At 33.4% G+C, this 18,503-nt stretch carries 16 protein-coding genes and 1 tRNA gene; 14 read left to right on the top strand and 3 right to left on the bottom strand.

Annotation, left to right across the window (positions count from 1 at the left end):
• Positions 1–17: 17 nt before the first annotated feature.
• The 13 genes from RT228_RS02790 (at position 18) to RT228_RS02730 (ending at position 15,380) form a co-directional block, all read left to right on the top strand.
• Positions 18–290: a hypothetical protein gene (locus RT228_RS02790; protein WP_313138405.1), complete on the top strand. Its 273-nt coding sequence runs from the start codon at positions 18–20 to the stop codon at positions 288–290.
• Between the two features lie 3 nt (positions 291–293).
• Positions 294–1,010, top strand: a complete 717-nt coding sequence (locus RT228_RS02785; protein WP_313138404.1) for a hypothetical protein — start codon at positions 294–296, stop codon at positions 1,008–1,010.
• Between the two features lie 188 nt (positions 1,011–1,198).
• Entirely contained in the window at positions 1,199–1,393 is a 195-nt protein-coding gene (locus RT228_RS17960) for a cellulose binding domain-containing protein (protein WP_409519862.1), read from the top strand.
• Between the two features lie 392 nt (positions 1,394–1,785).
• Positions 1,786–2,373 (top strand): hypothetical protein, encoded by a 588-nt coding sequence (locus tag RT228_RS02775; protein WP_313138402.1) that lies wholly within the window; start codon positions 1,786–1,788, stop codon positions 2,371–2,373.
• Positions 2,357–3,868 (top strand): hypothetical protein, encoded by a 1,512-nt coding sequence (locus RT228_RS02770; RefSeq protein WP_313138401.1) that lies wholly within the window; start codon positions 2,357–2,359, stop codon positions 3,866–3,868. The genes RT228_RS02775 and RT228_RS02770 overlap by 17 nt, the downstream gene beginning before the upstream one ends.
• A gap of 264 nt (positions 3,869–4,132) precedes the next feature.
• Complete coding sequence (locus RT228_RS02765; RefSeq protein WP_313138400.1) at positions 4,133–4,483, top strand: hypothetical protein; 351 nt, start codon at positions 4,133–4,135, stop codon at positions 4,481–4,483.
• A gap of 1 nt (position 4,484) precedes the next feature.
• Positions 4,485–5,834: a hypothetical protein gene (locus RT228_RS02760; RefSeq protein WP_313138399.1), complete on the top strand. Its 1,350-nt coding sequence runs from the start codon at positions 4,485–4,487 to the stop codon at positions 5,832–5,834.
• Position 5,835: 1 nt separating this feature from the next.
• The gene (locus RT228_RS02755; protein WP_313138398.1) at positions 5,836–6,762 is read left to right on the top strand and encodes a DUF6712 family protein; all 927 of its coding nucleotides are present in this window, start codon (positions 5,836–5,838) and stop codon (positions 6,760–6,762) included.
• Positions 6,763–6,898: 136 nt separating this feature from the next.
• Positions 6,899–8,917 carry a DUF5040 domain-containing protein gene (locus RT228_RS02750; RefSeq protein ID WP_313138397.1) on the top strand — a complete coding sequence of 673 codons (2,019 nt, stop codon included), beginning with the start codon at positions 6,899–6,901 and terminating at the stop codon, positions 8,915–8,917.
• Complete coding sequence (locus tag RT228_RS02745; RefSeq protein WP_313138396.1) at positions 8,914–9,264, top strand: hypothetical protein; 351 nt, start codon at positions 8,914–8,916, stop codon at positions 9,262–9,264. Before RT228_RS02750 ends, RT228_RS02745 begins: the two co-directional genes overlap by 4 nt.
• Before the next feature lie 107 nt (positions 9,265–9,371).
• On the top strand, positions 9,372–12,548 hold the full coding sequence (locus RT228_RS02740; RefSeq protein ID WP_313138395.1) for a phage tail tape measure protein: 3,177 nt from the start codon (positions 9,372–9,374) through the stop codon (positions 12,546–12,548).
• Positions 12,548–13,528: a hypothetical protein gene (locus RT228_RS02735; RefSeq protein WP_313138394.1), complete on the top strand. Its 981-nt coding sequence runs from the start codon at positions 12,548–12,550 to the stop codon at positions 13,526–13,528. Before RT228_RS02740 ends, RT228_RS02735 begins: the two co-directional genes overlap by 1 nt.
• Positions 13,515–15,380 carry a hypothetical protein gene (locus RT228_RS02730; protein WP_313138393.1) on the top strand — a complete coding sequence of 622 codons (1,866 nt, stop codon included), beginning with the start codon at positions 13,515–13,517 and terminating at the stop codon, positions 15,378–15,380. Before RT228_RS02735 ends, RT228_RS02730 begins: the two co-directional genes overlap by 14 nt.
• 9 nt (positions 15,381–15,389) lie before the next feature.
• Here RT228_RS02730 and RT228_RS02725 read toward each other — a convergent pair whose 3' ends face one another.
• The 3 genes from RT228_RS02725 to RT228_RS02715 form a co-directional block, all read right to left on the bottom strand.
• Positions 15,390–16,568, bottom strand: a complete 1,179-nt coding sequence (locus RT228_RS02725; protein ID WP_313138392.1) for a site-specific integrase — start codon at positions 16,566–16,568, stop codon at positions 15,390–15,392.
• Positions 16,569–16,718: 150 nt separating this feature from the next.
• Positions 16,719–16,792, bottom strand: a tRNA-Arg gene (locus RT228_RS02720).
• A 10-nt stretch (positions 16,793–16,802) separates the two neighbouring features.
• Entirely contained in the window at positions 16,803–17,255 is a 453-nt protein-coding gene (locus RT228_RS02715; protein ID WP_006259672.1) for a GatB/YqeY domain-containing protein, read from the bottom strand.
• 339 nt (positions 17,256–17,594) lie between these two features.
• On the opposite strand from RT228_RS02715, the gene RT228_RS02710 reads away from it, so the two are divergent.
• The gene (locus RT228_RS02710) at positions 17,595–18,446 is read left to right on the top strand and encodes a helix-turn-helix domain-containing protein (RefSeq protein ID WP_006259673.1); all 852 of its coding nucleotides are present in this window, start codon (positions 17,595–17,597) and stop codon (positions 18,444–18,446) included.
• The last annotated feature ends 57 nt before the right edge of the window (positions 18,447–18,503 follow it).

Here is an 18,503-nt window from a genome sequence, read left to right as displayed (position 1 = left end):
TTATAAACAATAACACAATGAAAGAACTAGACGATAATAGTCGACTTGCTATTAATTTTCATACTATTGAATTTGATGCTCAATTTCAAAAACAAGATTATTCTATATCTGATGTTGAAAACATAATAGAAAATATTAAGGTAAACGCTATGTCTATAGACCATAATGTACGTTTTCAAACTATTGCTAAGCATAAGGTAATCATGCAATCACCAATTTTTGGAGAATATGAGGAAACTGGGAAGGTAGATACGTTTACTAACTTCCTAAAATCAAGAGGATACAAATAAACAATGTTTACAACAAAAACAGATAAAGCTGTATTATATACGGCTTTATCTTTAATAATACTTCTAATAATTAATGGTAATCTAACTTATAATATAAAAAAAATGGAATTAAGTGACTTAAAATATATTTTAGGAGCTATCGTCACATTAATTGGAGTAGTAGCAACATACTATGCTAATATCATTTACAAAGAAAGAGAAAAAAACAAGAGACTTAATAGTTTACGTTTATCCTTAATTGATATTCTAAATAATACATTACTTCCTTGTTTGAATGGGTTAGATAATCAATACGAACATTTAAAAATAATAAATGAAAGTAATGTTTTTACATATAACAATCTTATTTTTGGAGATTCAGCTATTATAAAATATAATATAACTGATTTCTATAAGATAGATGATTTAATCCAAATTTATGAACTAAAAAAGAAAAGCTTTAATCATTTATATCAGCTAATTCATTTCTTAAATGAAATAAGAACTAATAGTCCACAAGATATTTATGAGTCGTATAAAAAAGAGCTTATATTAAATAAAGATAAAGCCTTCGAAACTTTTAGTAAGGCAAAACAATCTGAGTTATCATCTTTAGTTCCCTCTAATCATATTAATAAAGACCTCATAACAGATACGATGATTAGACGAAAAAATGATCTATCTTTCTCATTAAATGAAACAAGAGTACTTATTAATAAGGTTGTCTCTGAACTCAAATAACCTGTCCTTTTTTACCCTATCAATCCTTTCCATTTTTGCATTATGGAAAGGATTATTTTTTGGTTAGAATCCAAGGATTCAGACTACTTCGAAGGACTCCGACTATACGAGTCACTACCTACACATAATAAGAACTTAGTACGCAATCTTAAGCGTACAGAATCCCCGTTCAATAGACAGAAACTCATATACGAGTTAAAGAAAGTAGTGAATGTTCCTATTCAACAAAAAGAGTTACCTATCACTATTACTTCTCCAGTAGTAGAAATAACGATATCACCTTCTCCAGTTCTTACTTCAGTGCAGAACCAGGAGAAGAAAACATCTCCACTATTCCATCAGTTACCTGCACAGGTACGTCCAATACTCCTAGAGGCAAATAATCTATTCCGAGAGAACTGCTTACTCAAGACAGAACTAAACGAACTACAAGCAGATCAAGAAGCTGAAGCTCTCGCTATACAGATACTAATAGATCGCAATGAGAAGGCAAATACTCTATCATGGAGTAAAATAGATTATTACTTAGAGCATAAGTGCTTACCTCCTACTTCTAGAGTTAATCTATCTAAGTTGAGTGTAGATAATCTTATGTATCAGCGTAATCTACTAGAAGCTTCTCTAAGTAAACAACGCAAGCGACTTACTGCGAATAAAGAGAAACTATCTATCCTAGAGGGTACAGAACTACATAAGCTACAGCGTACAGTAGCTAGACAGGAAAAGGCTGTACTGGAGAAGGAAGAACAATTATTTAAGATAAAAGAAGAATTAAATGGCAAAAAGTAAAGCACTTATTCAAAGAGGAGATTCTACTATGGATAAGATAAGGGCTTACTATACTAGCCCTTCTGAGTATGAACTATCAGAACATCTAGAAGATGTACGCAAACGATTAGTACATGCGTATAATCTAAAGATGAGTTACTTCAGTAATCAGCAGATCGTAAGTGTATGGGAGAAAGACTATGGACTATCACAGGCACAGGCATACTTAGATATCCGTAACGCTCAAACATTGTTTGGTCAGGTCAATAAGCTTGATCGTGAGGCAAAGAAGAATCTACTATTTGAATATTCTCTATCATTATTGCGTAGAGCTAGAGAACGTGGTGATCTGAAAGCTGAAGCTAAAGCTCTAGATCTATTAGGAAAATACGCTGGACTATCTGAAGAAGATATCGCACAGTTTAACCCTGAGAAATTTGAGAACAAAGAGATTGCTGTATCTATTCCTAAAGAGTTACAGGCTGCTTTAATCGAAATGATGAAAGGCGGTACACTTGATATGAATGCCTTTGATGCGACAACAATAGAGTATGAAGAAGTAGAAGATAAAGAAGAGGATGGTAGTACAGAATAATTGTTTTAAGAGACAGAAGGTAGTACAGCAAACTTTGCCACAGCTGATGATATCTATCGCACCACAGCGTGATATCTATGCTGAGATGGCAAGGGGTGCAGGTAAGACTACTGTGTTCGGTAAGCGTATGAGGGATCTTGTTATGGAGATGCCTCGTGCCTCGTTTGCTATGGTTGGTCAGACCTATATGCAGATGCTCGCTCGTACACTTCCTTCTGCCATCGAAGGATTGGAGATGTTCGGACTGTACAAAGATGTCGATTATGTGATCGGTAGATGTGGACAGAAGAATGGATTCGCGATGCCCTTCCAGCCTCCATCACAATGGAACAATATTATCCACTTTGCTAATGGAGCTATCTTTCAATTGGTATCGCTGGACAATCCTAACTCTGGGCGTGGACTAAACTCTTATGCTGAGTTAGGAGATGAAGCCGCTCTGTTAGATCCTGAGAAGTTATACAATAATGTCAAGACTACTAACCGTGCACAGAAGGCTGAGTTCAAAAAGTGTAAACTGTTAGGTTCTCAGATGTATGTTAGTTCTACTCCAGTAAGCAGACGTGGTCAGTGGTTCGTGGATATGGAGAAGAAGGCAAAGCAGAACCCACACGAGATACTCTTTATCAAAGCTTCAGCTTTATCAAACCCTTATCTACGTCCTGATTGGTTTAAGAAGATGAAGGACGAGGCTGTATCTCAGACCATGTACGAGGCTGAGATACTAAATATTAGACCTAAGAAGATAGAGAATGGTTTCTATGCTAACCTAAATGCTAGAAGACATTACTACTCTGACTATAACAATAGTTATTTAGAAGGAGTTGATCATAACAAGTCTTATAATGTTAGCTGCTTACAGGATAGTGATGTGGACTTTAAGTCACCACTTATCATGAGTCTAGACTTTGGGGTATTCAATGGTATTGTGATATCTCAAGAACAAGACTATGAATATAGGGTATTAAAGTCTATGCATGTCAAGTCACCTAAACTATTAGATGACTTGATACTAGAACAATTCATTCCATATTATAGAGCACATCAGTGCAAAGAAGTTTATCTGTATGGTGGACACGATGGACATCATCGATTGCCTAATAGTTCTAAGACTTTGTTTGAACAGGTAGAAGATATCCTATATAAGAATGGGTGGACAGTTCACCTATTAGCTAAGAACGTAGCACCTACTCATGCAGATAAATATCTATTAATTAATGCCATGTTAAAAGAGACAGAGAGTAACCTTCCTGTAATCCGTATAAATGAGCATAACAATACTGATTTGATTATTGCTCTAGAGAGAGCTGAAGCTAAAGAAGGTAGCCTCGGTGTAGAGAAAAATAAATCAAGCGAGCGTAACAAGTCTTTACCTCAAGAACATGCAACTCACTTGACTGATGCATTCGACTATCCTATCTATGCCCTGTATAATGATCGCTTTACGAGTAAAAACTCTAGCTATTCTACGTTAGGAGGCATTATTATCAAGTAAACTGATGATTATTTGTTTTTTTATAGTTTTTCTCAATTTGTTAAAATTTTAACCTTTTTTCATATATCGCATTTTCGAAAATGGAAAGTGTAGAAATTTTAAGGCAGCGTCGGGGTTGCTAATTACATTTTAGAAAAAGGAATCTGTTTTTTAGCCTTTACTAATTGCAAATCAAACAACTAACTAAAAATATATTAGAAAAGTGTTTTTAAGGTCAAATAACTGTCCTTTTTAATCTTTTAGAGGAGTCAGAACTTTGTATCTATGAAAAATGATGAAGACTTTATTTTCTTAAATGATGCTTTAAAGCTAATGAATGAGCGATTAGTAAATGGACAGTTCAGGCCGTTTAATATCTCTTTCCGAACCTTTAACGGGCAAAATAGTACAGGTGGCAAACTCAGAATTATTGAGGGAGCTAGGTTACTTCCTAACAAGAACACAGATAAGAAGGAAAAGATAACTATAGAGAATGTCTTGAAGGAAGAAACTACTAAGCGACCTCCGAACCACTGGACTAACCGAACCAGAAATATAGAACTACCTGATGGCAATGTCAGAAAAATAAGAATAGACTTTATCATAAGTATCAATAACAAAAAAGTAATCTATTAGTATGTCATTCAATACAATTAAGATAATTGAGATACCGCAAGCTTCAGGATCTTCTGTAGGTGCAGTAGTGAAGGTAAAAGGAAGTCAAAATTCCACTACTGTAAAGACAGATAATAAAGGGAATACTACTGGATATCTAAAGTGGGGAGCTAATGACAACTATCCACAAGATGTCATTAATAAGGTTAAAAAGAATGGGGCTGCAGGAAGTGGTTTAAGATTACTTCAACGTGCACATTATGGTAATGGTTTAGCTATATATAAGACTTCGAGAGATAAAGATACTAATAAACGCAAAGTCGACTATTATGACTTTGATGAGTTTCCTGCGATAGACTCTTTCATGAGGCAAAATAGAATACCAATCTTTACTCAAGGCATTATAAAAGATTTGGAATGGTTTGGTATTGCTTTTCCTGAATTTGTACTATCTAATGACTTTACAGAGATTGTGGCTGTTAAACGTCAACAAGCTTCATGGTGTCGTTATGCAATGCCTAAAAGTAGTGGTGTTGTGGATAAATTATATATCTCATCTCTATTTGGTACTAAATCAAGTGTTGATGTAGATAAGAATGAATATGTATCATCTACTACTCTACTAAGTCCTTACATGACTTCTGAAGAGGTATTTCAATACTGTAAGGAAAATAAGATTCATAAGTTTGTAATACCTATTTTCTTTCCATTCCTAGATGAAAGCTACTATCCTATTCCTGAATGGCATGCAATTATCACTAGTGGATGGTTAGAAGTGGCTAACTCAGTACCTAAGTTTAAGTTGGGGATATTCAATAACCAGGTATCGATTAAATATCAGATTGAAATAGATGAGGAATATTTCAAAAAGATTTATGAAAAAGATTGGCAGACATATACCATAGAAAAGAAGCTTGAGATAAGAGATGCCCTTATTAGCTCAATATCAGATAATCTATCAGGTACTTCTAATGGAGGAAAATCTATATCATCTATCATGTACTCAGATAGCAGAGGTCAGCAGGTATCTGCTATACGTATCACGGCCATAGATGATAAATTAAAGGATGGAAGTTACCTTCCTGAAGCTGAAGCGGCAAACTCTGAAGTACTTTTTGCACTAGGTACTGATCCTTCTCTAATCGGTGCAGGAATACCTGGGGGAAAGATGGGAAGTGGTAGCGGTTCTGACAAACGTATTGCGTTTAATTTATTGCAATCATTCATGAAGTCTAACCGTGATGTAACAATAGAAATATTCAACTTCACTTCCCAATATAATAAGTGGGAAGCAGGTTTAAAATTTGGATTTGAAAACGTGGTCCTGGAGACCTTGGATAAGAATCCTACAGGTGTAACAAAAGCAATATAATATGATACTAGACAATGATGATTTAGAGAAGTATATCTCTATTAGTCCGAATTTCGATTTTAAGTCTTTTGTGATTTATATACCTAAGGCAATTAGAAGCTTTGTGCATAGATACGTAGGTAATTTGTATCAAGAACTTGATAAAGCAGAGTCTGAAATAGAATATAGTGATATTAAAATAAAAGCAAAAGAGTTGATTGATACTGCTGTGGCAAACTTTGCATTCTACCTGTACACTCCTTATATATCAGTAAGTATGGATAGTTCAGGAATGTATGTAGTGAAGACTGATCAACGTGCTCCTATATCAACTACTCAATTAAATGATATCAGAAGGGAGCTTCTTAGAAGTGGCCATGAGGCTATGGATGAGTTGCTGGAAGTGCTAGAGGTTAATGCAGATGTATTCCCATATTGGCATAACCACTACTCTACTATATACAGAGATTCATTAGTATATAGTACTTCAGAGTTCAACAAGTATTTCAATATTATGAACTCAAGACAGACGTTCTTAAGCTTAAAACCTTCTATTATTAATATAGAAGACAAAGTTATTAAGACATCGTTTACTGCTAACTATATTGAGAGTCTAAAAGGTACTGCTACTGGAGATAATAAACTTATTAAAGAATTTCTACAGAAAGCTATTGTACACGGTACCATTGCTAAAGTATATAGTGAAGGAATCTACGAGATTACACCTTCTTCTATAGTATTGAAATTTGATTTACTAGACTACGAACGCAAGCAAGTAGCCATGCTCACAGAGCAAATGAAGAATGCGATAGCCTCTCACACGGATGATATGAATAACTATCTCAAGCTAGCTTATGAACTAGCTGAAGGAGTTGATAATGCTCTAGTCCAAAAAGACACAAACAAAGGCTATAAGCCAATAATCACAAAATCAATAATCGGAATTTGATATGCCAATATATGCTACATATAATCCATTAGCCTGCGAACCGTATGTTCCGGACTTTAATATTTCAGATATGGACTTTCCTAAGTACATATTAGATAAAATCGATCAAGACATTCTTTAACCTTATTAATAAGATATGAGTAATCCTAAATTAGCCACAGAGGCACAGGTACAGGGAGTATCTGATACTTTTATAGAAATTATAAACCATCAAGGCAAACAAATAAAAGCTCTAGAATCAGGAGTCATCGATGCAATAGAACCAAGCTCTCCAGCACCTACTAAACGTGGAGAATATAAGGTCACTAAACCAGGAGTATTTTTAAATTTTAAAGATGCTAATGGTCAACCTATATCTGTTACTCAAGAAGATTATTCTAAAGGGAATGTCTCTATTATATTTAATGGTGTTGATTGTAGAGTATTGATTGTTCCTATCACTTTTGAAGGTGAGGTAAAGGAAGGTGATACGAGGGGGGTGAGTGGAGGTGAAGTGTTTAATAATTTAAAAAACAATATTATAAATGTTGAGAATTTCTCTAAAATAGGTACTATTGACTTTAAAACAGGCAATATAAATTCAGATAACTCAAACTTTAAACATAATCCTCCATTACTTTTAAAAAAAGGAGAAAAAGCATTCTTTGGAGTTAATGTTGTAAGAAATATAAATAGTAGCTCTGCATTATTAGCTATTTATGATACACATGGTAATTTTATTAAAACTGAGATATACATAAAAAATATAACTAATAATATGTTTTATGAAGGAGAATATATTAACTCTATAGAAGATTGTCTTATTGTTGTTGTTAATAACACTACTCTTTCTATTTCTAAGCCATATTTATCTAAGAAAATTTTTTTAACACCAGAAGAAATTTCTACTTCATTTGATACTAAAGGAAATAAAATAGTTAGTGAAACTTTATTAACTGAGGTTATTACTGAAGAATATGATACAGATATAAATGTAAATTCAACTATTGTAGGATATGCCTATTTAGATGATAGGTTTAATAATACAACGAATACATTTAAAAGAACTGATTATATTTTACTACCTGCTGGTGGAAAAGTTTCTTTTGGCATAAATACTGGTACAAATTTAAAATCTGAAGCAGCTATATTGAATATATATGATTTAGAAAAAAAATATATAAGAACAGAATATAGAATGCTAGATTATTTTTCACAATTTACCGAACTCGAGTTTTCGGCTAAAGAAATATGTTATGTTGTGATATCAGAAAATGTGAAAGATAAGTTTTCTGAAAAAGAACCTTATATAACAGTAAAATATAGAGATGAATTAATCAAAAAATCAAATTTTCAATTATTTACAAAATCAAACAGTGAGGATAAACCTATAGTTGCTCATCAAGTAACTCCTGTTAAGTCTGGTAATAAGATAATAATTAGTGGAACATCTTTTTCATATTCTTCAAATGGTTGGTTTGAATTAGCATGTGACAAATTAGGAATTGAGGGAATAAATAAGTCTTACAGCGGGGAGAGGATTAATAACTTTATGAATCGTATCAATAATGAAACTTTTTTTTCACAAGAAATATTAAATACATGTGATGCATTAATCATAATGCATACACATAATAAAGATGTTACACTACAAGATACAGTAATAAATGGCGTTAAATACACTAGTAGTCAACTTGAAGAATTCACATCAAACGACTATGATTCATTGAATTGGGATAAAGTAAACTCAACTACTGGTTGGGACGGCACAGATTCTGAATTCGCAGCAATGTGGGATTATTGTCTTAAAAAAATACAAACTATATACTACAACGAAAAAGATAATCCTTCTAGCGTATATTATAATACAAAATCTGGAAAACCGTTTAATGTGGTTATTACAACTAACTGGCATGATGGAAGAGTTGTATTTAATAATTCAGTCAGAAAGTTATGTCTTAAATGGGGAATCCCCCTGATACAATTTGATGAAAGTATTGGGTTCACAAGAAAAACAAAACATTCAGTAACTAGAGAACAACATTCTCTTTTGTACGCGCTAGATACCGAAGTAATTGATGGCGAAAAATTCGCATGGCATTATGTACGAGGTCAGGAAGAACATATACCTAAAAGACTATCATCGATAGCGATATCTTCATTTAAAGTAATATGACAGAACGTGACATAGCCAACAACGCAAAGACTAAACTTAAAGGTTCTCTTATCTCTAAGATAGGATCTCAATTAAAAGAACGTACTGGAGACTCCAAAAGAGATACTGATGTACGAGCTAGATTCTCAGGTGAGGAACTATCAAAGTTGGTCATTAGAGCACCTCGATACATATTCATTCAAAACTATGGCTTCGAAGGTGTTAAGAAAAATGGAATCAATATGCGTTTACAAGCTAAACGTACCATTGATCAAGCAATAGAGGAATCTAATATTATGGATTATCTCGCTGATAATATTAGTGAGATACGTGCTGATAAAGTTGTAGCTGAATTTACTAGTAGATAAAAAAACAAGCCAGGATATACTCCTGGCTTGTTTACTTATTATATATCACATTTCCTGTCCTTTTTTACCACTTTTAACGCTCGGAAATTTGCATAAAACCTATGTAAATGAGTACGGTAACAAGGAATATACATATTAGCATTAATGGTCAAGAAGTAGTTAATTCTCTTACAGGAATTAGAGGTGCTATCCGTAATACGGAGCGCGATATCCGTAATCTTAATCGAAATGATAAAGATTATCAGGAAACACTAAGACAGCACGAACAACGACTAGCAGTATTACGTGAAGAGTATGCTAGAGCTAGAGGTGAATTAAGTCAAACACCTGGTGTACTACAAAGAATAAAAGCTGAACTAGGAGATGTTGCAACTGGTATGCTTAAGGCATTTACTATTACAGCTTTAATAGGTACATTCATAACAGGTGTTAAAGCAGCATTCCAAACTATTATAGATTTTGATCAGGCACAAGCTGATCTTGCAGCTATTCTAGAAACGAATAGAATTTCTATTAGAGGATTGACTTTTGATGCTATGAAGTTAGGAGCTACTACTTCATACACAGCTACTCAAGTATCTCAAGCACAATTAGAATTAGCTAAACTAGGTAAGTCAATTGATGAGATACGTAATATGACTCCTGGAGTACTTAATGCAGCTGTAGCAATGGATAGTGAACTAGCTCCAGCTGCAGAACTTGTAGCAGGACAATTAAATTCATTTGGCGCTGCATCTTCTGCAGCTAAAAAATATGCGGATGTACTATCTAATAGCACTAACGTATCAGCTACTTCTTTCGAATATTTATCTACTGCATTACCTAAAACTTCTAAAGTAGCAGCTGTAGCAAATGTATCTTTTGAACAATTAAATGCTACAATGGGAGTTTTAGCTGATGAGACTATTGCTGCAGAAACTGCAGGTACAGGATTTAGAAATATTCTACTAACTGCCTCTAAAGAGGGGGTTCCATACGAACAACTTCTTCAAAAGGTTAAAAATTCTCAAAATCAATTAAATGAAGCTACTAATCTATTTGGTAAAGAAAATGCTACTGTAGCTGTAATTCTTGCTAACTCTACTGAAAAGATAGCGCAACAAACATTAGCACTTGAAAATAGTGCTGGAAGTGCTGAACGACTAGCTAAAGAAAAACTTAACTCTCTACAAGGAGATATGAAGTTGTATGATTCTGCTATGGAAGGTTTTGTACTAGGGATGGAGAATGGAGATGGAGCTTTAGTTAAGTTCTCAAGAAGTCTAGTACAATTTGGTACCAACTTACTATCTGTGTTGACTCCAATGCGAAAAGTATCTGACGAGTTATTCGATCAGCAAATGGAAGTGAACGAACTAGTATCGAGAGTGACTTCTTCTAATATTGCAGATGCAGAAAGATTAAAACTACTAAAAGATCTTGCAACTAATTATCCTGATTTAATTTCTCAAATAGATATTGAAACCATTTCTAATGACGAGTTAATTAAACGTCTTAGAGAAGTTAATAAGAATTATAGAGAACGTATTGCTTTACAGTTAGAGGTTGAAAAAGCTGATAAACTAAGAGAGGTTAGAGATAGTGTTACAAAAGATAGTGCTGAATGGGAATCTAGATTAAGAACTAGATTACAAAAGGTTATTAATGAGAATAATTACGATATACAAGTTGATTTTGGAAATGTAGAAAAGTCTGCAAAAGAAGTACTGGATCGTCTTAAAAAAGATGGTAAACGTACTGGATGGTTCTCTGATTACTCTAAGATTGAAAATTCACTAGAATCAATTAAGTCATTAAGTAAATATGAAGAAATCCATACTAAAAATCTTAATGAGCAATTAGATACAGTTGATAAAATATCTAAAGCAAAAAATATACAAACTGAAGCTGATAGATCCGCTTCAGCTCAAGCGAAAAAGGATTTAGATGAACTAACAGCTAAGGCTACTAAAATGGGTGGTACAGCAGGTAAAGACTTTAAAGCTGATGAGATAGAATCTATACAGAAGTATATTGTTACTAGGCAAGCCGAGATAGACAAGGATATGTATGCCTCTACAAAAAAGAAAGAAGCATCAGACAAAGATCAAAAAAGGCTTCAGCGTGATGCTGATAATAAAACAAAAATATTTGAAGCTGGAGAGAAAGCTATTGATGAGTTATTAATTCAATCTATTAACAATAGAGAGGTTGCTCTTTTAAAAGGAATAGATCGAGATATAAAATCTATCGAGCTAAAGTATGCTAAAGAAATTGAGAAGTTCAAAGATCATACCTCAAGAATCAAAGAACTAGAGATAGCTAGAGATGAAGAAATAACTCAAATAAAACTACTTAAATCTCAAGAGTATCAAGAGCAAATAAAGTCTTTAGAAGATGAAGCTGTAATTCGAAAAAGAGAAAATGAATTACAACGTTATGCAGATGGTCTAGTAGATGAAGAAGAAAGATCTTTAGCTTTATTAGAAAAGACTAGAGAAATAAGCGATATGGAGCTAGAGCTCCAAATGGATAAAGAGATTGCTAAAGTAGAAAACGTAGAGAATTCTGAATCTTTAATAGCTGCTATTAAAAGAAAATATGCTAATCAAAGAGAAGGAATAGAAATAGGACTAGCTGATAAGGAAAGACAAATATCAGAAGCAAAAGTAAAGAAGGAGAAAGAATTACAAGATCAGAAGTTAGGTGTTATTAAAGGGGCTTTTAATACTGCATCTGAAATGTTCAATCAGGGTTCTGGTGCATGGAAAGCTACTAAAATTGCTGAAACAACCATTGATACCTATCAAGCTGCTTCAAAAGCTTTAGCAGCATATCCTCCACCATTCTCTTATATTGCTATGGGGGTTTCTATTGCTGCAGGTCTTAAAAATGTTCAGAAAATAGTTAGTACAAAGGTTCCTGAAATGCCTACATACTTCTATGGAGGTTATACTAGTGGTACCCCGCAGAATTTAGGAGGAGATAAATACGGTGAGTTCACAGGCATGACTCATGCTAACGAGTGGGTCATGCCTGCTATCATGACTCAATCACCACGTTATGCAGATACGCTAACCTGGTTAGAAAATGAACGTAAATATGGACCTACATCTAATCCTCCTGGAGGAGATAACAGAGCATTGATAGAAGCTTCTATTTTACTAGCATCTACTACTAATAAGTTAAATGAAACTTTAGCTAATGGGTTAAGTGCTAATGTCAGTATCGGATATAAAGAGACGATGAAGATAGATGCTTTAAATAAGGAAATTACTCAATCACAACATAACTCTAATGTATAATGAATATAATATCACAACCAACTGAATTAGTTTTAGATTCAGAAAATAGTATTATAGAGCTGTATTCGGATAAGAAGGATAAGATAGATATCAAAACAAATAATAGTCTCTTAAATCAAATCACAGTAGCTAAATACAATGCTACTAATGCTATTATTAATCTTAAGAGTTTACATCGAAATACAGATGTCACAACTACTGAGTTATCTAGAGAAGCCAAAAAGATAAATAACATATTAAATATTACGGGAAATATTACTCAAGGAGAAAATGAAGTAATGCTCAAACCGATTCAGATTCTGTATTCTACTAAGACTATTGAGCGATTACCTACAAATAATAGTACAATACACTTCTTAGGGATATCAGAGTCACTGTTATGTTCTAGCAATTGTAGAATTACGGTACCCTTTCTCGTAACTAAAAGTCAAGCAATAACTATAAAAGTATATGATCAGAAAAACAATCTGATAAGGCTCAATTTACTAGGTGAACTATCAACAGGCTACTATACTTATGACATTAATCAATCATTAGAATATCCAGTAGAGGCAATAACAGTAGAGATAATAGGAGAAGAAATTATTCATAAAGTTATTCGTGTACTGAAGAATAAAGTAAATCAGTTGCTTAATATTCGTTTTAAAAATCAATTTGGAGCATATATCTATGCTCAGTTATTTTCTAATCTAGATATAGAAGAGGAGCTAAAGCCTAAGACTTATAGAGATCAAGATGGCCGACAGTTTACTTCTGAAGTAGAGAGTAATTCTATACTTACTATAGATACAGGATATCTACTCCAGTCAGAACTATTTTTAATCAGTCAACTAGTGAACTCCATGCTAGTAGAGCTTGAGATAAATGGTGAATATATCTCTGTAGTCTCTAGTACGAAGAAAACAAAAGTATATCAAGATAGAGAGTTTATACTCTCTAATAAACTAACATTCACATACACTAACTATGAAGCTAATTAGTATTTACCGTGATGGTGTAGAGTTAGCCTATATCCGAGAAACATTATCTCTTAAGATAGATATGTCGTTATTCCCAGACACACTGAAGTTTGAGAGTAATGAATTCCCTTTTCTGATCATTAATAATGCTCAGACAGATAAGCTGTTTGGACTAAATGACATTAGTGTCGACACTTCACCTTACTACGATATTACTATTGTGACATCTGAAGGAAGCATACCAGGAGAACTACAAGTTTTAGAATGTTTTAGTGGATATCGCAAATGCAATGTGAGATTTGCCTCTAAGCTATTTGCTGAATCTAAAAAGAAAATTAGAGATTTAATGCCTATTATATCTGTCATTAATGCTAATCCTCCACTACCTTATTCTGATAAATATGAAGGAGTTCCTCCTGCACCTAGTTACTATAGTTCGTATGTAGATAGTAAGCGACGAGGAGTATTTCCTAATCAGTTATGGACAGCTGCACAGATTAGCTATCCTACTAAGAATGGAGATTATTTGAAACAGGATGATAAGTGGTATAAGTACTGCAGATATTTGAACGGCCGTAATGGAGAAGGTAATTATTATCTGAATACACTAGAAGATACAGTTGAAGGTGGTGAGGTACACAATATCAATGTGCCTACCTGGAATATATTTCTATTAACACCTCTAAAAATAATCTGTGATAATATAGGATTAAAATTTCCTGATAAATTATTAAACAACCCTTTTGCTACTAGTTTAGCATTTTATAGTAGTGAAACTAATCTAACAGAAGTTACTGCAGGTAGTAATTTAATGCATATAGATTTTGGTTTTATGAATTGGGCTTTTATAGTAAATAATACAGATCCTAATAAACCATCTTGGGTCAAGAGATGGAATTTAAATATAACTAAACCAGGAAGACATGTTATCACCTATAAGTTTAAGGCTTATGATAACAGTTATAGAATAGGTTTAGATGTTTTTAATAAAACAGAGCCTACTAACCCTTATACAATTGATATCGAACAAAAAGAGTTCTATGGTCGTGAAGAGATATTTGACAATGCTTTTGACTTCGAAGTAACTCAAGATGATATTGATAAACAAAAGCAATTTCAGTTTGAAGTATATGCTTTTAAGGACGTAGACCCCTTTGAGATCGATCACATTTATAGTAATAGTATTTTAGATAAGTCAGGCTATATGTTTCACCCTACAATAGAACTAGCAAGATATCTCCCTGATTGGACAGTAGGTGATTATCTTGATCAACTTAGGCTATTGTTTAACATACAGTTCAGAGAGCTAGAGAATAACACTTTAGATGTAGAGTATAACGATATGGAGATATCCCATATAGACTATGTAGATTTAGGTAGTCTGTTTATTGAATCATTTCCAAAAAATGAGATAACGGATCTCGTTTTGAAGTTCGGTAATGAAGTAGATACTAAAGTGTATGTAAATAAAGAATCCATAGCAGAAACTAGAATTACTATTGAAGACAAAACTAAGATATTAGAGAATAAATTCAAGTATTTACCATCCATGATTACAGAGGCTTCAGATAAGAAGGATGGTATAGGATTAATTTTACTAAGTAATAATACTGATATGCCTATCGGTTCTATAGGCACTGAGAGCTTTACGATGTCATCTATCTACACACATTACTACAAGAATAGTGCTGAAGCATTCTTACATACTAACAGACTGGAGATAGAATGCAGTGTAACTATTTTTGTATTGAATGAAATACAGATAAAGAGAAAAGTTCTAATCAATAAAAGACCTTATCTAGTACTCCAATTAACTAAAGAGTCGACTGGAGACCTAGTAGATATCAAGCTTTCTCTACTCCCTTTAAAATAATAAAGCCTGCTATTCTGCAGGCTTCTCTTTATCTCCTTTTTTGATGATATTATCTAAATACATTATCTGACCATTTAAGACATCTTCTACTACATGTACATATATCATTGTCATAGTGATACTAGAATGCCCTAGTAGCTTCTGTAATACCTCTACACGTCCACCTTGAATGAGAAAGTTAGTCGCAAAACTATGACGGCTCATGTGATAATTAACATGTTTAGTGATATTAGCTACACGACATACTTCTTTTACATATTCACGAAGCTTATCGATAGCCATCTCTTTAAATATGAATCCTTCTAATGCTAAGTCTTTCGCTGTCTGATTTAGACGTATCGTTTGGTTCTTGCTTCCCTTCACAGATTTAAAGCGAAGGATATTATCCTCTACCTTAGCTGTATCAAGCTTCATAACATCACTAATACGTATTCCGGTGAAGCAACTAAATAAAAACTTACTCGCTGCTATCTTATGCAGCTCACTAATGAATGGAGAACAATAATACTGATGTATCCTTAGTATTTCATCTTGAGATAAGAAGTTAATAGTACCTCTCATCTGCCTGTGCTGTACATCTGTATAGTGTACTGGAGAAGGAATGCCCTTCTTATTAGCCCTTCCTAGATACTTCTTAAAGTTCTTCGTAAGTGTAGATATCGTATTGTGGTTATTCTTCTCTACAGTCTTAAAGTAAATGATCATATCTTCTATAAGTTCCTCCGTGATATCGTGAAAGTAGATAACAGGTTTCCATCTCTTTAGTTTTCGATATACAGCACGTTGCTGCACATAAGAAGCTGGAGCTAACTTAAGCTTCTCCTTCTCTAGTTCTAACTCATAGAACTTGATAAAGTCTAATACCATTGATGGGCTACTGTATTCTACTATAAGCGCATCCATGGTAAGATGTTTATTACCTAATCGATAAGTAACTTCTATTCTATTAATATCAGCGATAGCCTTTTCTATAAGAAGATTGAGATCAGTCGCATTAGGATGTTTTTTCTTTACCCTTTGTTTCTTTTCATCGAAGTCTTTTAACTCCACATAAATATCAAGAGGAAACCTCTTTCTGATCTTATCAATAAAGATTTGTAGATATAGCGCACTAGTACCGTCAGCACGCTTGTAGTCGCTTTTTATGACCACTTTTAGTGTCATTTTACTACCCAACTTCCCACTCATTTTTTGTGGGACGTTTTTGGGAAAACAATATGACTTTTTTGGAGAATTTGTTTGCATGTTTTTTTTAAAAAAGGAGATGCTAACTCCTTGACAATAAACAAACTCACAAGAACATTGAAAAAATGTTTTGTGAGTGTATTTATGTACCTGCGTCCGCGGGAGGGTTCGAACCCCCAACCCTCAGAGCCGAAATCTGATATTCTATCCAGTTGAACTACACGGACATTAAATCTACTATTTAGACAATAGAGATTTTACTGCAGATGAGATGGTCTTACCATCAGCTTTACCAGCTAATTCTTTAGTAGCGATTCCCATTACTTGTCCCATTGAAGACATACCACTGAAACCACCATTCGTAATTATCTCACCTATTATTTTTTGAACTTCTTCTTCTGATAATTGCTCTGGCAAGAATTGTTCTATGATTGCAGCTTGTGCTATTTCTGGCTCAGCTAAATCATTTCTCCCTTGCTCTGAAAAAATATTAGCACTGTCTTTTCTTTGTTTTACTAACTTCTGAAGAATCTTAATCTCCTCTTCTTCTGTTAAATCAGCTTGTGCTCCTGATTGAGTTTGAGCTAATAATAACTCTGACTTTACTGCTCTTAATGCTTCTAAAGCTACTGTGTCTTTCGCTTTCATTGCACTTTTTATAGCGTCCATGATCTTTGATTGTAAACTCATATCAATTATTTTTATTTTTTGCAAATATATAAAAAAGCCCATGTAACTAACAAAATCATATAGTTATAAGTTCACTAAATTCTTTATATTATACAATAATCAACTTATTTATCCGAATAATGTAACTCTTTTCTATTGGGAATCAGAATTAAAAGTTTTAAAAATTAACTTTTAAAAATATTCATAATCATAATAAAATTTGATATTTGTCAAAACTCGTCTGAACTCAATATAGAGACGGTCTACTAAAGCATCAAACCAAAACTAACAAACATAAGAAGCGATATAACGTAAACAAGCAATAAAACATTATAAACACCTATTACTACCTTACAAAATATGCTAACTTCTATCGAACTAAAATCTACCTATGGTATAGAGGTAGGTAGAGCTACTTACCTTACAGAAGACACTGTGCCGTTCGAACAACACAAAGATGTCTACCAACTACTTTGGTTACAAAAAGGAAAAGTAACTGTCACCCTAACTACGAACAAAAAAGAAATTAAAGAAGGAGACTGTCTATTCTTAGGAAAGAATGAGCTATTTCGCCTAACTGCTTCTGAGAGTTACACCTTATACTATGTGCAGTTTACAGATAATTTTTACTGTAGAACAGAACTTGACAGTCACTTTCTAAGCAAGTGCTTCTTCTTTGATAATACGAATGCTATTAATTCGATTACGCTTAAGCCGGAGCACGAAGTTTTTGTACAATGTTATTTTACCACTTTATTAAAACTGAAGTCAAAAGAATATAGTGATGTACATTATATGTTAGCTCATAATATTATAGAGAGAGTTCTTCTGTATATTATGGCAGGCCATATAGAGAAGTTTGTCAGCTTTAATAAAGAGAAACTTACTCCACTACAAATACAACATACTGTAAAATTTAATGAGTTGATCAAAAATAACATTAGAAAAGAAAGAAACGTTCATTTCTATGCAGAACAGATGAATATCTCTATCGCTAAGTTAACTGAAGTGTGCAAAGAAGTATTTGGGACTACGCCTAAAAAAATAATAGCGAGTGCAGTGGTCAACGAAATAAAGCTATTATTAAAGCATACTCCGATGACCATTAAGGAAGTTGCTTTTGAGCTAAACTTTGAAGACGTGAGTAACTTCATCCGTTTCTTTATAAAAGCAACAGGACTGAGCCCTAAAGAATATAGAGAACTATTATAATATCGTTTATCCCTTCTCCCCTTGTAATGACTATTTACAAGGGGATTTTTTACATCC

The sequence above is a fragment of the Myroides sp. genome (genome assembly GCF_032073645.1).
Classification (GTDB): domain Bacteria; phylum Bacteroidota; class Bacteroidia; order Flavobacteriales; family Flavobacteriaceae; genus Flavobacterium; species Flavobacterium odoratimimum.
Note: the sequence above shows the minus strand (reverse complement) of the source record. Positions and strands in the feature narration are given on the sequence as shown.

Bases quoted from the DNA above. Each gene is read 5' to 3' on its own strand.
- RT228_RS02790 (WP_313138405.1), top strand. From the start codon at position 18: ATGAAAGAACTAGACGATAATAGTCGACTTGCTATTAATTTTCATACT.
- RT228_RS02785 (WP_313138404.1), top strand. From the start codon at position 294: ATGTTTACAACAAAAACAGATAAAGCTGTATTATATACGGCTTTATCT.
- RT228_RS02775 (WP_313138402.1), top strand. From the start codon at position 1,786: ATGGCAAAAAGTAAAGCACTTATTCAAAGAGGAGATTCTACTATGGAT.
- RT228_RS02770 (WP_313138401.1), top strand. From the start codon at position 2,357: ATGGTAGTACAGAATAATTGTTTTAAGAGACAGAAGGTAGTACAGCAA.
- RT228_RS02765 (WP_313138400.1), top strand. From the start codon at position 4,133: ATGAAAAATGATGAAGACTTTATTTTCTTAAATGATGCTTTAAAGCTA.
- RT228_RS02760 (WP_313138399.1), top strand. From the start codon at position 4,485: ATGTCATTCAATACAATTAAGATAATTGAGATACCGCAAGCTTCAGGA.
- RT228_RS02755 (WP_313138398.1), top strand. From the start codon at position 5,836: ATGATACTAGACAATGATGATTTAGAGAAGTATATCTCTATTAGTCCG.
- RT228_RS02750 (WP_313138397.1), top strand. From the start codon at position 6,899: ATGAGTAATCCTAAATTAGCCACAGAGGCACAGGTACAGGGAGTATCT.
- RT228_RS02745 (WP_313138396.1), top strand. From the start codon at position 8,914: ATGACAGAACGTGACATAGCCAACAACGCAAAGACTAAACTTAAAGGT.
- RT228_RS02740 (WP_313138395.1), top strand. From the start codon at position 9,372: ATGAGTACGGTAACAAGGAATATACATATTAGCATTAATGGTCAAGAA.
- RT228_RS02735 (WP_313138394.1), top strand. From the start codon at position 12,548: ATGAATATAATATCACAACCAACTGAATTAGTTTTAGATTCAGAAAAT.
- RT228_RS02730 (WP_313138393.1), top strand. From the start codon at position 13,515: ATGAAGCTAATTAGTATTTACCGTGATGGTGTAGAGTTAGCCTATATC.
- RT228_RS02725 (WP_313138392.1), bottom strand. From the start codon at position 16,568: ATGAGTGGGAAGTTGGGTAGTAAAATGACACTAAAAGTGGTCATAAAA.
- RT228_RS02715 (WP_006259672.1), bottom strand. From the start codon at position 17,255: ATGAGTTTACAATCAAAGATCATGGACGCTATAAAAAGTGCAATGAAA.
- RT228_RS02710 (WP_006259673.1), top strand. From the start codon at position 17,595: ATGCTAACTTCTATCGAACTAAAATCTACCTATGGTATAGAGGTAGGT.